Below are 13,523 nucleotides of genomic sequence, written 5' to 3' on the forward strand. Positions count from 1 at the left end.
GGTCATTACATCAGGGTTTCAGCGTCTGTGAACTGACCGTTAACGTCGTTGCCCAACGCTGTCAGGGTAGCAACTGCAATCGCCGTGACGATTGTCAGGGCAACGCCATATTCCACAATGGTCGCGCCGTTTTCGTCACGTGCCATGGTCTTCATCATTACATAAAGCTTCAACATCTTACTCTCCTAGTTAACTCACTAGCTACTCATGGATGCCGCCCAAATTCGCGGCGTTCTAACCCCCTCCATACCGACGGAGCCTTCCACAAGCTTAGGTCCCGCCATCAGGGCACCGCATCCTCCAAACCACGGAGAAATACACGCCAGGATTGTAAAATTTGGCAGCTTGGTCGATTCTTTGTCGCAAATTTGCCTGATTCCTTACCGGAATCCGAATGGCCAGATTCCTGATTCTTTCCCAACTGACGGGCCGCCAATTCCGGTGCCAAGCTGCTTTGCTGCACAAATGGACTGAAGGATTCACTTCATGAATCCAGAACGATAGCTGAGAGGTACGACCAGTTGGGCCCGGACGAAGCACAAGACCGGGAAAAGCCTTCGTACAATACCGCAATGAAAAAACTAGGATCGCTCTCGATCTGGTTTGATCCTGAGATGGATTGGACATCGCTACCTTCAGGCAAGCGCGGCAGTCACCAGAGTTTCAGCGACTCCGATATCCAAGCGTGTCTGACCCTGAAGGTTTTGTTCGGGATGACGCTGAGGCAAACCACGGACTTCGTGAGCAGTCTCCTGCGGCTGATTGGCTTGGACTGTGCCATGCCTGATTTCAGTACCCTGTGCCGCAGTCAAAGAACGCTGAACGTGAGCCTTCCGAATCGTGGTGGGAAGCGGCCCGCTGCATCTGCTTATCGACATCACCGGCATCAAATCCGAGGGCGAAGGAGAATGGAATGCCCGCAAGCATGGTAGCCCCAAGCGGTTCATTTGGCGTAGAAAACGCATAAGTTTCGACGAGGAAACGCTGGAAGTGCGCGCCGTTGAAGGTATCACAAGCAACGTCTGAGACGCGCCAATGTTGCCCGAGTTGCTTGATCAAATACCTCCAGGTCACAACTTTGGGGCAGTGAGCGCAGACGGGGCATACGACACAGGCAAGTGCCGCGGCGCGATTGCCGCCTGCAAGGCCCACGCCATCATCCCGACACGCAAGAACGTCAAGTCATGGAATCCCACATTTGCCGGTGCCATTGCCCGAAATGAGACGGTCAATGCATCTCGATACCTGGGCCGCGCCATCTGGAAACTGTGGAGCGGGTAAGCGATGCGTCAGATGCCGTCAAGCGCCGTTCGAAGCCAGAATTCAAATTCGTCGACAAAAATTTACGGGCAATTAACTGCAGACGGCAGGCAGTCATTCTGCATGAAAAATACAAGATCAGCCTTGCGCAGGCAGCCAGTCGCAACCGCTGAAATCAGATGAAATTCGGATCATCGAGCTGTATTCCGGGGTCGCCGGGCTGTCCAATCCGACCAATTGAGCCGGATAAGAGGTGGCTGCTGCCAGCGCGTCCTGCAACGGGACACCGACTTGATTGACCAACACGCCGACGGCGGTGGTCAGGTCCAAATCCGCCCCGGCCAGAGTACCATCATCCAGCGTCAACCTGCCGTCGGTTCGCGTGATTCTGCGCCCTTCAAGGGTGAACTCGGTTTGATCAGTGCCCGCCACAGCCATCGCATCGCTAACCAGAAAGATCTGGCCAGGTCCGGTTTTCGCAGACCAGGCAGCGCGCATGGCCGCGGGATGCACGTGAACGCCATCGGCAATCAGACCCGCAGACAACTCGCCATTTGCCAGCGCCGCGCCGACAAGGCCGGGTTCACGATTAGCCAACTGGCTCATCGCGTTGAACAGATGGGTTACGCACTGAGCACCGGCGGCAACATAGTTTTGGCAAGTCGCAAAATCCGAATCGCTGTGTCCTAAAGAAACCAATATGCCTGCGCTGCTCATGGCTCGTACCTGCTGCTCGGACACACCCTCGGGTGCGACGGTCACCTTGAGGCAAGGCAGCGTATTCGCGGCAGCGATCAGCATATCCAAATCTGCCGCTTCCATCGGCCGTATCAAATCGCCGTCATGGGCTCCCTTTCGTGCAACCGATAGATGTGGACCTTCCAAATGCAATCCGACGACGCCTGGCACCTGTGCTCGAACCGCCTCAATCGTCGCGTCTATCGCCGCGCGGGTCTTGGCCGGCCCATCGGTAATCAAAGTTGGCAAAAGCGACGCGACACCCAGTCGACGATGAGCGCATGCAATTCTTCGGATCGTTTCAATTGACGGGTCATCGTTGAACATAACCCCATCGCCGCCATTGACCTGAAGATCAACAAAACCCGGGCTAAGGATATCTCCATTCAGATCGACATAGTCCTTTGCGCCGGCCACCTCGGCATCAGGCACAACGTCGCCGGAGTGTCCTTCGCGAAAAACAATCGCGTGGTCTTGATGCAATCGCGTCCCATCAAAGATCGGCCCGTTCCTAAAGATCACCGCGTGCTCGGTCATACCGTCTCAGTCACTTTCTTAAGGTGTCGCGGCGCGTCCGGATCGATGCCGCGTGCGCTGGCGACGGCTTCTACCATGCTGTAAAAAGACGTAATCGCCGTTATCGGATCCGTTATCCAGTGATCTGTGCGAACCACAGGCAGTGCTTGCGCTCGCGTCACCTTTTCGGTCGTGGCAAAGACCGCAGCACCTTTTGCGGCCAAAGCATCCGCCGCGTCGGCAGTCGCCTGTTCGGCTGCATCATTGGCTGCGAAGCAAATCACGGGAAATCCTTCTTCAACAATCGACACCGGCCCATGCAGAACTTCGGCGGCCGAATAGCTTTCAGCGTGGATCTGGCAGGTTTCCTTGATCTTCAACGCAGCTTCGTCAGAGATGGCATAAGAAGGCCCCCGGCCAAGTGTGAACAACGAACGCCCGGTGATTGTTTCGGCTGCCGTCGACCAATCGCATTGCGCCGCTCGTGCCAGATATTCAGGCAACGATCGGATCGCCCCGATCAATTCAGCATCCGCTTTGACCTCGGCCAGCAGCCAAAGGCCGGACACCAGTGAGGTCACAAACGTTTTGGTCGCCGCGACGCTCAATTCCGGGCCCGCATGAAGCGGAAGAACAGCATCCGCGACGTCAGCCAACCGGGATTCAGAGTTGTTGGTTACCGCAATTGTCGTTGCGCCCGAGTTCCTCAGGGAGCCGGTCAAACCCACGATGTCCGGGCTTTGGCCGGATTGTGAAATGGACAGGCAGACTGATCCTTTGGCCCTGAGGTCCACGCCATAGATCGAACTGACGGACGGGCCGACCGACGCAACCGGCAACCCCAAAAGCAACTCGCTGGCGTATTTCAAATAGCTGCAGGCATGATCGGATGATCCGCGCGCGACAGAGATCAAAAAGCGTGGATCCGAATCTCTAACACTTTGCGCAACCTCTCGGATATTGCCTGCCCCCGCGCTCAGCAATCTGTCGACGGCATCCGGTATTTCCAGAATTTCCTGGCGCATTTTTGAGGTTTGTTCGGACATTTGATCCCGGTCCTTCCGGTTAAAGGCGCAATTCAGCGACGAAGTCGTAGGCGTCGCCGCGATAGAGCGAGCGCGTCATTTCCGCGACCCGCCCGTTTTTGAGGAATGAGATACGCTCGATGTTCAGACCTGCAGCGCCTTCGGGCACCTCCAGCAGTTCTGCCTCGCGCGCGGCAAGGTTGAGGGCAGAGATCTTTTGCACCGCGCGTACCGGGCGGTGCCCCAGACCATCAAGCACTTCATAAAGTGATGTGGTGACTTCGATTGGGTTTGGCAGAATATCAAGCGGCAACGCAGCACGTTCCAGCGCCAGCGGACGCCCGTCCGCTTCGCGCAGGCGGTAAATGCGGGATATCTGCTCACCCTCTGACAGATTCAGTGCAGTGACCTCTTCCGGGGTTGGCGCAAATACTCCGCGCTCCAACCACTTTGAGGTCGTCTCCATGCCCCGGCTCGACATATCTTCGGTGAACGAAGTCAGGTGCTTCAGCGATTGTTCGACCCGTGGAACACGTTCGCGGATGAATGACCCTGATCCCTGTCGTTGCTCGATTATGCCTTCCTGAACCAATTCTTGAATCGCCTTGCGCACGGTCACGCGCGATAACTCTGTTATTTCAACAAGTTCACGCTCAGATGGCAGCGAGGAATTCGGCGCAAGCACGCCCGTATCGATCCCCTCTTGCAGCCTGCGGCGCAATTGAACGTAGCGCGGACCGCTTTCCGGGGTCAGCCAAAGATCAGCGCGTAGGAATTCAGCAATGCTCATGCGGGACCTCCTTCGCCAGAGCCAGCGCCCCGGTCAACGGCTCGCCCGATGGGCGGCGTATCTCTGATTGCATGTCAGCAGACAAATAGTCCGCATAGTACGGAGAAATTCCGCCGGTCAGGCAAATCACCACTCCAGGAACCCAACCGAGCCGCTCCGCCATTTCGGAGACGTAAGTGGCTCCTGCCTGCATGATTTGTTTGGCGACCACGTCCCCCGTCTTTGCGGCGGACGTCACCGCAGGGGCGAGCGCGCCAAACTCAGTCGGCGTCGCCTGGCCTGCAAACTCGACTATCCCGGCGGCGCCGCCAAGTTCATTCATTAAATGCCGCGTCAGATCGCTTACGGCCTGAATTCCGTCTTCTGAGTTCAAGGCCTCTGCCAAAGCACGACGGCCGACCCATTGCGCGGACGCCTCATCCCCCAAAATCGGCCCCCACCCACCGGCAAATTGCATCACCCGACCCTTCTGAGAAGCGAAGAAGGATCCTGTACCACAATGCGCGACCAACCCATCCTGAGAACCAAGCGCGCCACGCAGCGCCGCAGGACGATCATCTGAAACCCGGGCACACGTTAGTCCCAGAGCACTTTGCACGCGGCGAGCGATACGATCATCTGTAACTCCGGCCAATCCGACATAAGCTGGCAATCGGGTCAGGTCCTGAACATTTACACCCAGCATTTGCGCCAACCGCACAAACCCCGACTTCATCTGCAGGACGGACGCTTCGAAATCTGTCGAGACATTAGCTGCGCCGGTTTCAACGGAATGGACAATACCAGCCGCTTCACAAGCAACCCGGCATCGGGTTCCACCACCATCTATGGCCAGCACAGCATTGCTCAGAGACTCAGTCATGGCAATACCATTATAATACCTATTTAAATTAAGGAAGGTCAAAATAGACCAATTTCCCAGTATTTTTTCCAAAAAACTGGGAAAAGCGTTGATTTCTGTTGGAAAAATAAAATTATGGACAAGTGGTATTGAATAGGTATTGTATTGATAACCGCAAAGGGGGATTCTCTTGACGCTGCCGTCGACCGAACAACTGCATCCAGACGCCACCAAACTGGACCCACAGGACCTAGTCGCTTCTGCTCGGGCACTGGTCGAGGGTCAGATTGCGGCCGCAACATCAGCGCGGAACGCATTGGATGCAATCGCGCGCGGCGGTAACGCTATGGCGCAGACCATCCGCGCTGGCGGCACTTTGCACTATGTGGCCGCTGGCTCATCCGGGTTGATGGCTGCCGCCGACGCACAAGAGCTGGGCGGCACCTTTTCAATCCCCTCGGAGCAGCTTCGCATACATATGGCCGGCGGCCTGCCGACCGGTGTTGAAATGCCGGGCGGCGCAGAAGACGAAGCCGAAGGGCTTGAGGATGCGCTCGCGGCACTAAAGCCGGCAGACACAATCATCGCGGTATCCGCAAGCGGATCGACACCATACACTTTGACCGCCAGCGCAATCGCGCGGGCACATGGCGCAACAGTTATCGGCATTGCCAACAACGCCGGCAGCCCTTTGCTGGAAACGGCTGATATCCCCATTCTTTTAGCGACGCCGCCGGAGTTGATCTCGGGTTCGACGCGAATGGGTGCTGGAACAGCTCAAAAAATCGCTCTGAACATGCTGTCGTCTCTTATGGCGCTGCAACTTGGCCATGTTCACGGCGGCATGATGGTCAACCTGCGCGCCGACAACGAAAAATTGCGCGCGCGGGCTGCGGGTATCGTCGCACGGATCGCCAATGTTGATACGGAAAAAGCAAAACACGCGCTGGACGCCGCGAACGGAGACGTGAAGCCGGCGGTGCTGATCGCCGCACGTGGCATATCACACAAGGATGCCTCAGCCGTTCTCAACGCAAGCAACGGGGTTCTGAAGTCCGCGCTGGAACAAGATAAATGACTGCTAACCAACTGGGAGAACAAGAATGAAACGCAACAGCCTGAAACTGGCCTTACTGGGCACGACCCTGATGGCATCAAGTGCCTATGCCGAGGACGTAACACTGATCATCGAAAGCTGGCGCAACGACGACCTGACGCTTTGGCAGGAACAGATCATCCCGGCGTTCGAAGCCAACCACCCTGGGATCAAATTGCAGTTCACCCCATCAGCTCCGGCGGAATACAACGCTGTGCTGAATTCGAAATTGGATGCGGGTTCGGCCGGTGATCTTATTACATGCCGTCCGTTTGATGCTTCGCTGGCGCTGTATGAGGCCGGGCACCTGACCGATCTGTCCTCGGTCGACGCGATGAGCAACTTCTCGGACGTGGCAAAATCGGCATGGCAGACGGATGACGGCTCGGCCAGTTTCTGCGTTCCGATGGCATCGGTGATCCACGGCTTCATCTACAACAAAGATGCGTTTGCTGAGCTTGGCATCGACGTGCCGACCACCGAAGACGAGTTCTTTGCTGCCCTCGACAAGATCAAGGAAGACGGCACTTACATCCCAATGGCGATGGGCACCAACGATCAGTGGGAAGCTGCCACAATGGGCTATAACAACATCGGCCCGAACTACTGGAAAGGCGAAGAAGGTCGTCAAGCACTGATCGCAGGCGAACAGAAACTAACGGACGAAGCCTGGACCGCGCCCTATGCAACGTTGGCACGTTGGGGACAGTATCTTGGTGACGGGTACGAGGCGCAGACCTATCCTGACAGCCAGAACATCTTCACTCTGGGCCGGGCCGCTATCTACCCTGCCGGATCGTGGGAAATCGCTGGCTTCAACACACAAGCCGACTTTGAGATGGGCGCATTCAAGCCGCCAGTCCAAAACGCAGGCGACACCTGCTATATCTCTGACCACACAGATATCGGCATCGGCATGAACGCCGCCACCGAACATCCCGAAGCGGCCGAAACATTCTTAGCGTGGGTCGCAAGCCCCGAGTTTGCCGAAATCTTTGGCAACGCCGTTCCGGGCTTCTTCCCGCTGTCCAACACGCCAGTCGAACTGCAGGACCCGTTGGCCAAGGAGTTCGTCGGTTGGCGTGATGAGTGTGAATCGACCATCCGTTCGACATACCAGATCCTGTCGCGCGGCACGCCGAACCTAGAGAACGAGACCTGGGGCGCGTCGGTTGCTGCAATCAAAGGCGCAAACAGCCCTGAGGAATTGGGCGCAGACCTGCAAAAAGGCCTGTCCTCCTGGTACGCTCCGCACCAGTAAGCGCTGATCTGACACATACCCGGGCGGCGGTGATCGCCCGGGTATCCCCGACACCCCATTGAAAGCAGTCCCATGAACCGCCCCCGCTTCCGCTGGCATATCCTTGTGTTTCTTGCACCGGCCGTTCTTGTTTACACCGCGGTCATGATCTTCCCGCTGTTCAACACACTGCGACTGGCGCTTTACTCCGAAGTCGATCAGAGCCGCGTCTTCGTTGGATTGCAGAACTTTCAAACCCTGTTTTTTGATCCGATCTGGTCGGAACAGTTTTGGAATGCGTTAGGCAACAACTTCTGGTTCTTCCTGATCCACATGCTGGTTCAAAACCCAATTGGGATTGCGCTGGCTGCCCTGCTCAGCCACCCGCGCCTGCGGTTTGCCGCGCTGTACCGGTCGGCAATCTTCATTCCCACGATCCTGAGCTTTGTGATTGTTGGGTTTGCCTGGAAACTGATCCTCTCGCCGATCTGGGGCATTGCGCCGTCAATGCTGGATGCTGTCGGGCTCAAATCGCTGTTTGCGCCCTGGCTGGGGAAAGAAGAATACGCGCTGACCACGCTGGCCTTGATCTCGGTCTGGCAGTTCGTCGGCATCCCGATGATGCTGATCTATGCTGCACTACTGACCATCCCGGAAGAAATCCTTGAAGCTGGCGAGATCGATGGGATCACTGGAACTTCGGCCTTCTGGAAGATCAAGCTACCGCTGATTCTGCCCTCAATCGGCATCATCTCGATCCTGACCTTTGTGGGCAATTTCAACGCATTCGACCTGATCTATGCGGCCCAAGGCGCGCTGGCGGGGCCTGATTTCTCGACCGATATCCTCGGCACGTTTATGTACCGCACGTTCTTCGGCTTCCAGTTGCAACTGGGTGATCCGCATATGGGTTCGGCAATCGCCGGGGCGATGTTTGCCATCATCCTTGTGGGCGTTTGCATTTATCTTTTCGGCATCCAGACCCGGATGCGTCGGTATCAACTCTGAGGGCATCACGATGAACAAAGCACGTCATAACCCCCTCAACATGGTCGCGATGCACGGCGCGCTGATCCTTTACACTCTGATCGCCCTGTTTCCGGTCTTTGTGATCCTGATCAACAGCTTCAAATCCCGTCGGGCGATCTTTCGCGAGCCATTGGCCCTGCCCAACGCAGATAGCTTTTCGATGATAGGCTATGAGACGGTGATGAAGCAGGGGGATTTCTTCCTCTATTTCCAGAACTCGATGATCGTCACCGTAGCGTCGCTGTTTTTTGTTCTCTTGTTCGGCGCGATGGCTGCTTATGCGCTGTCTGAATACCAGTTCAAAGGCAACCTGATCATGGGCCTGTATCTGGCACTTGGGATCATGATCCCAATCCGTATCGGCACCGTGGCGATCCTTGAGATGATGGTGGCGACCGGGTTGGTGAACACACTTTGGGCGCTGATCCTCGTTTATACCGCGCAGGGGTTACCACTCGCCGTCTTCATTCTGTCCGAATTCATGAGACAGGTCAGTGATGACCTGAAAAATGCCGGGCGCATCGATGGGCTGTCCGAATACACGATCTTTTTCCGGCTGGTTCTTCCTCTTGTCCGTCCCGCCATGGCAACGGTCGCGGTATTCAACATGATCCCGATCTGGAACGATCTGTGGTTCCCACTGATCCTCGCGCCGGCGGAAGAGACCAAGACATTAACGCTGGGCAGCCAAGTGTTCATCGGGCAGTTCGTGACGGATTGGAACGCGGTCCTTTCGGCCCTGTCGATGGCGATCCTGCCGGTGCTTATCCTATACGTCATCTTCTCGCGCCAGCTGATCCGCGGCATCACCTCCGGAGCAGTCAAATGACCCGCGTTCTGATTGCAGGCCTCGGCAACATGGGGCTCAGCCACGCGTTGGCCCATCACCACCACCCTGACGCGCAGATCGTTGGCTTGGTGAACCGGTCTGGTCGTGTGGATCATCCAGACCTTGCTGGCTATCCGGTTTTTACCGATTTCGACACGGCGCTGGTCGAGACAAAACCCGATCTGGTCGTGGTCGCCACCTACTCGGATAGCCATGCCGATTTTGCCTGTGCGGCGATGGAGGCCGGCGCGCACGTATTCGTCGAAAAACCCCTTGCCACCAATGTCGCCGATGCCCGCCGTGTGGTCGAAACAGCAACGCGGCTGAAACGGAAACTGGTGGTTGGGTATATCCTGCGCCGTCACCCGTCGTGGGTGCGGTTGATCGACGAGGCGCGCAACCTGGGTGGACCATACGTGTTCCGGCTGAACTTGAACCAGCAGTCTTCGGGCACGGAATGGGAGACGCACAAGGCATTGATGCAAACCACCTCGCCCATCGTCGATTGCGGCGTGCACTACGTCGACGTGATGTGCCAGATCACCGATGCGAAGCCTGTCCGCGTGCATGGCATGGGTTTGCGCCTGTCAGATGAGATCGCAGAAGACATGTACAATTATGGACAGTTTCAGGTGGTGTTTGGCGACGGCTCGGTTGGCTGGTACGAGGCCGGATGGGGCCCGATGATGTCGGAAACAGCGTTCTTCGTGAAAGATATCGTGTCGCCCAACGGGTCGGTCTCGATCACCGATAGCAACAAGGGTGCGTCTGCCGACATCGACGGCCATACCAAAGTCGGTGGCCTGCTGGTCCATACACCGCAAGGCGACCACACCATCGAGATGCCGGACGAACCCGGCCATCAAGAACTCTGCGATGCAGAACAGGCCTACATGCTGCGCGCCATCGCTGACGACATCGACCTGACCCGTCACATGAATGACGCCGTCCAATCGCTTGCCATTTGTCTGGCGGCGGATCAAAGCATCCGAACCGGCCAGCCAGTTTCCCTTGAGGAGCCCGCACCATGACCGCCCTGACCCTGAAAAATGTCAACAAATCCTTTGGCAACGTACATGTCCTGAAAGACATCACGCTTGAGGTTGAAGAAGGCGAATTCGTCGTCTTTGTCGGCCCCTCGGGTTGTGGCAAATCCACCTTGCTACGGGTGATCGCGGGGCTGGAGGATGCGTCATCCGGCGATATCAACATTGGCGGCCAGCAGGTCAATCTGGTGCCGCCCTCTAAGCGCGGGATTGCGATGGTGTTCCAAAGCTATGCGCTCTACCCCCATCTCAGCGTACGTGGAAACATGACACTTGCGTTGAAGCAGGAAAAGCAGCCCAAATCGGTGATCGAGGACCGCGTGGCCAAGGCCAGCCGCATGCTGAATCTTGAACCCTATCTGGACCGCTACCCGTCGGAATTGTCAGGCGGGCAGCGTCAACGGGTCGCCATTGGCCGGGCCATTGTGCGTGAGCCAAAACTGTTCCTGTTCGATGAACCCCTGTCCAATCTGGATGCCGCCCTACGCATGAACACGCGGATCGAGATCGCAAATCTGCACCGGGCGCTCGACGCATCGATGATCTACGTGACCCATGATCAGACCGAGGCGATGACGCTGGCCGACAAGATCGTTGTGCTGCGCGACGGGCGGGTCGAACAGATCGGCAGCCCGATGGAGTTGTACAACAACCCCGCCAATCAGTTCGTGGCCGGGTTCCTTGGTTCACCCTCGATGAACTTCCTGCCCGAAGGCTTGCTGCAAGACGGTGGCCAGAACACGATTGGAATACGCCCCGAGGACCTGTTTCTGTCCGATGACGGCCCGCTTACCGCGCATGTCAGTCACGTCGAAAAACTGGGCGGTGACACCAACGTTATTGCCAAGGTTCAGGACCACGACGTTACGGCGCGGCTGTTTGGACAGCATTCGATCTCAGAAGGTCAGGAACTGCGATTTGGATATGCGCCAGATCGGGCCTATCGATTCGACACATCTGGTCAGCGCCTGCTCTGAGGATACCGCGGTTTAGGAAAACACCTGATTGAACCATTTGGCCGGTCACAAATTAAGGTCGCTTCAATCTATTACACAGGAATTCAAGCGTTTAGGTTCCGGCAAACGCGGTACAGTATTTGCTGTACCAACTTAAACGGAAGACTTCATTAATGACGCTGTTAACAACCTGTCACAAAGACGTCCTACATGCCTGTCATCAACTACGATAAGACAGCCAGGAGCTATTCATGAAAGACGTTGATCCCACCACCCTGTCCGCCGACGATTGGGATGAGTTGCACTTCCCCCGACCCGAGGAAAACGACTTTGACCGCGTCGTCGAAAGCGCAATCTCGCGCCGTGGCTTTCTGGCTGGCGTAGTGGCCTTTGGTTCGGGTGCTGTCGCGATGGGCACGGGCCTGCTAGGCACCACCTCCGCCCAGGCTGTCGAAGCTTCGCGCTTTGCCTTCACTCCGATTGCCGCACAGACTGACGGCACAGTACATGTCCCCGAGGGGTACGAGTGGAAAGTTGTGACACGCTGGGGCGACCCACTGTTTTCCGACGCTGATGGCTATGACATCACCGATGGTGGCCCGGTTGAGAAATCGGATCGCATCTTTGGCGAAAACACCGACGGGATGGAGACATTCTCGTTCCAGGGTCACGAGTTGATCGCGATCAACCACGAATACCCGAACCGCAAGATCAATCTGACCGCCGCACAGGAAGGTGTTCCGGCCAACGCCGACGATGTTTTGAAACTGCAGAACATTCAGGGTGTCACCGTGATGGAAATCACCGAAGGCCCCGATGGCTGGTCGGTCGTCAAAGACAGCCCTTTCAACCGTCGTATCCATCACAACACGCCGATGAAGATCGTTGGCCCCGCCGCAGGTCACGACCTGCTGAAAACTGAAGCTGATCCGACCGGAACCACGTCGTTAGGTACGATGAACAACTGTGGTGCGGGTAAAACTCCATGGGGTACCTACCTGACCTGCGAAGAGAACTTTAACGGCTACTTCGGGTCCAGCGATGAAAACGCCACTTACGACCAAAAGGTTGCAGATGGCTTCAAACGCTATGGCGTCAAAGCTGAAAGCTGGAATGGCTATGAACTGTTCGATCCGCGTTTCAACACGTCGAAAAACCCGAACGAACCGCACCGCGCGGGCTGGATCGTCGAAATCGACCCGACCAAACCTGACAGCACGCCGGTCAAACACACTGGCCTGGGCCGTTTCAAGCACGAGAATGCAGAGGTAACCCTGGCCGCAGATGGCCGCGTGGTCGTGTATATGGGCGATGACGAACGGGGCGAGTATCTGTACAAGTTCGTCTCGAACGGCACTTACCAGCCGGGCGGCGAAACCGAGAGCCTGCTGAACGACGGCACGCTCTACGTCGCCAAGTTCAACGACGACATGAAGGGCGAATGGCTGCCTCTGACGCCGGAAACGACCGGCATGGAAAAAGCTGAGATCGCGATCTTCACCCGTATGGCCGCGTCCAAGGCAGGCGGCACCACCATGGACCGCCCCGAATGGGTGGCCTCCAGCCCTGTTGCGGTCGAGGCGTATTGCTGCCTGACCAACAACAAGAACCGCGGCGTGAAGCCGAACGCTGGTGGAGACGATACGTCCGTCAACGCCCCCAACCCGCGTGAGGCCAACAAATACGGTCAGATCGTGCGCTGGCGTCCGGCAAATGACGATCACGCCGCCGAAGGGTTCGATTGGGACCTGTACGTCATGGCCGGGAACCCGACCGTGCATTCGGACGACCGCGCCGGTTCAGCGAATGTGAACGAGGGCAACCTGTTCAACTCGCCCGACGGCATGGTGATCGACTCGACCGGCCTGATCTGGATCCAGACAGACGGCAATGACGACAACGAGGGAGATTTTGCAGGCAACGGCAACAACCAGATGCTGGTTGGTGACCCGATCACCGGCGAGATCGCGCGCTTTATGACCGGTCCGAATGGCTGTGAAGTCACCGGACTGGCCTGGTCATCCGATCTGCGTACCATGTTCGTTGGTATTCAACACCCAGGCAGCAACTGGCCCGATGGTGGTACACCCCGCTCTTCCGTGATCGCGATCAAGCGCACGGACAACGGTCTGGTTGGATAAGCCCATCTATAACGAA

12 protein-coding genes and 1 pseudogene are annotated in these 13,523 nt (G+C 56.9%); 8 read left to right on the forward strand and 5 right to left on the reverse strand.

All coding sequences use genetic code 11. The features are described 5' to 3' along the window. Positions 1-5 precede the first annotated feature (5 nt). Entirely contained in the window at positions 6-176 is a 171-nt protein-coding gene (locus ACR0AK_RS12055; protein ID WP_170558866.1) for a Flp family type IVb pilin, read from the reverse strand. Positions 177-572: 396 nt separating this feature from the next. Here ACR0AK_RS12055 and ACR0AK_RS12060 point away from each other — a divergent pair. Next, positions 573-1,278, forward strand: a pseudogene (locus ACR0AK_RS12060) (IS5 family transposase); the annotation flags it as partial. 120 nt (positions 1,279-1,398) lie between these two features. On the opposite strand, the gene nagA reads toward ACR0AK_RS12060, so the two are convergent. The 4 genes from nagA to ACR0AK_RS12080 are packed head-to-tail and all read right to left on the reverse strand — an operon-like array spanning position 1,399 to position 5,191. Further along, positions 1,399-2,535, reverse strand: coding sequence for an N-acetylglucosamine-6-phosphate deacetylase (gene nagA / locus ACR0AK_RS12065; RefSeq protein ID WP_480793461.1), 1,137 nt, complete (start codon positions 2,533-2,535; stop codon positions 1,399-1,401). Continuing rightward, a complete protein-coding gene (locus ACR0AK_RS12070) occupies positions 2,532-3,560 on the reverse strand; it encodes an SIS domain-containing protein (RefSeq protein ID WP_480793462.1) in 1,029 nt (342 codons plus the stop codon). Before ACR0AK_RS12070 ends, nagA begins: the two co-directional genes overlap by 4 nt. A 19-nt stretch (positions 3,561-3,579) precedes the next feature. After that, positions 3,580-4,329, reverse strand: coding sequence for a GntR family transcriptional regulator (locus ACR0AK_RS12075; RefSeq protein WP_480793463.1), 750 nt, complete (start codon positions 4,327-4,329; stop codon positions 3,580-3,582). Further along, on the reverse strand, positions 4,316-5,191 hold the full coding sequence (locus ACR0AK_RS12080) for a glucosamine kinase nucleotide-binding domain-containing protein (protein WP_480793464.1): 876 nt from the start codon (positions 5,189-5,191) through the stop codon (positions 4,316-4,318). Before ACR0AK_RS12080 ends, ACR0AK_RS12075 begins: the two co-directional genes overlap by 14 nt. Positions 5,192-5,360: 169 nt before the next feature. On the opposite strand from ACR0AK_RS12080, the gene ACR0AK_RS12085 reads away from it, so the two are divergent. The 7 genes from ACR0AK_RS12085 to ACR0AK_RS12115 all read left to right on the forward strand — a co-directional run bounded on the left by ACR0AK_RS12085 (position 5,361) and on the right by ACR0AK_RS12115 (position 13,507). Further along, positions 5,361-6,248 (forward strand): N-acetylmuramic acid 6-phosphate etherase, encoded by an 888-nt coding sequence (locus ACR0AK_RS12085; RefSeq protein ID WP_480793465.1) that lies wholly within the window; start codon positions 5,361-5,363, stop codon positions 6,246-6,248. 25 nt (positions 6,249-6,273) lie between these two features. Next, positions 6,274-7,527, forward strand: coding sequence for an ABC transporter substrate-binding protein (locus ACR0AK_RS12090; RefSeq protein ID WP_480793466.1), 1,254 nt, complete (start codon positions 6,274-6,276; stop codon positions 7,525-7,527). Positions 7,528-7,599: 72 nt separating this feature from the next. After that, positions 7,600-8,514, forward strand: coding sequence for a carbohydrate ABC transporter permease (locus tag ACR0AK_RS12095; protein ID WP_480793467.1), 915 nt, complete (start codon positions 7,600-7,602; stop codon positions 8,512-8,514). 10 nt (positions 8,515-8,524) lie between these two features. Further along, entirely contained in the window at positions 8,525-9,364 is an 840-nt protein-coding gene (locus ACR0AK_RS12100; protein WP_170558885.1) for a carbohydrate ABC transporter permease, read from the forward strand. After that, positions 9,361-10,395 (forward strand): Gfo/Idh/MocA family protein, encoded by a 1,035-nt coding sequence (locus tag ACR0AK_RS12105; RefSeq protein ID WP_480793468.1) that lies wholly within the window; start codon positions 9,361-9,363, stop codon positions 10,393-10,395. The genes ACR0AK_RS12100 and ACR0AK_RS12105 overlap by 4 nt, the downstream gene beginning before the upstream one ends. Then, positions 10,392-11,387: an ABC transporter ATP-binding protein gene (locus tag ACR0AK_RS12110; RefSeq protein ID WP_170558889.1), complete on the forward strand. Its 996-nt coding sequence runs from the start codon at positions 10,392-10,394 to the stop codon at positions 11,385-11,387. Before ACR0AK_RS12105 ends, ACR0AK_RS12110 begins: the two co-directional genes overlap by 4 nt. Positions 11,388-11,617: 230 nt before the next feature. Beyond that, complete coding sequence (locus ACR0AK_RS12115; protein ID WP_480793469.1) at positions 11,618-13,507, forward strand: PhoX family protein; 1,890 nt, start codon at positions 11,618-11,620, stop codon at positions 13,505-13,507. The last annotated feature ends 16 nt before the right edge of the window (positions 13,508-13,523 follow it).

The organism is Ruegeria sp. BI12 (assembly GCF_056537985.1).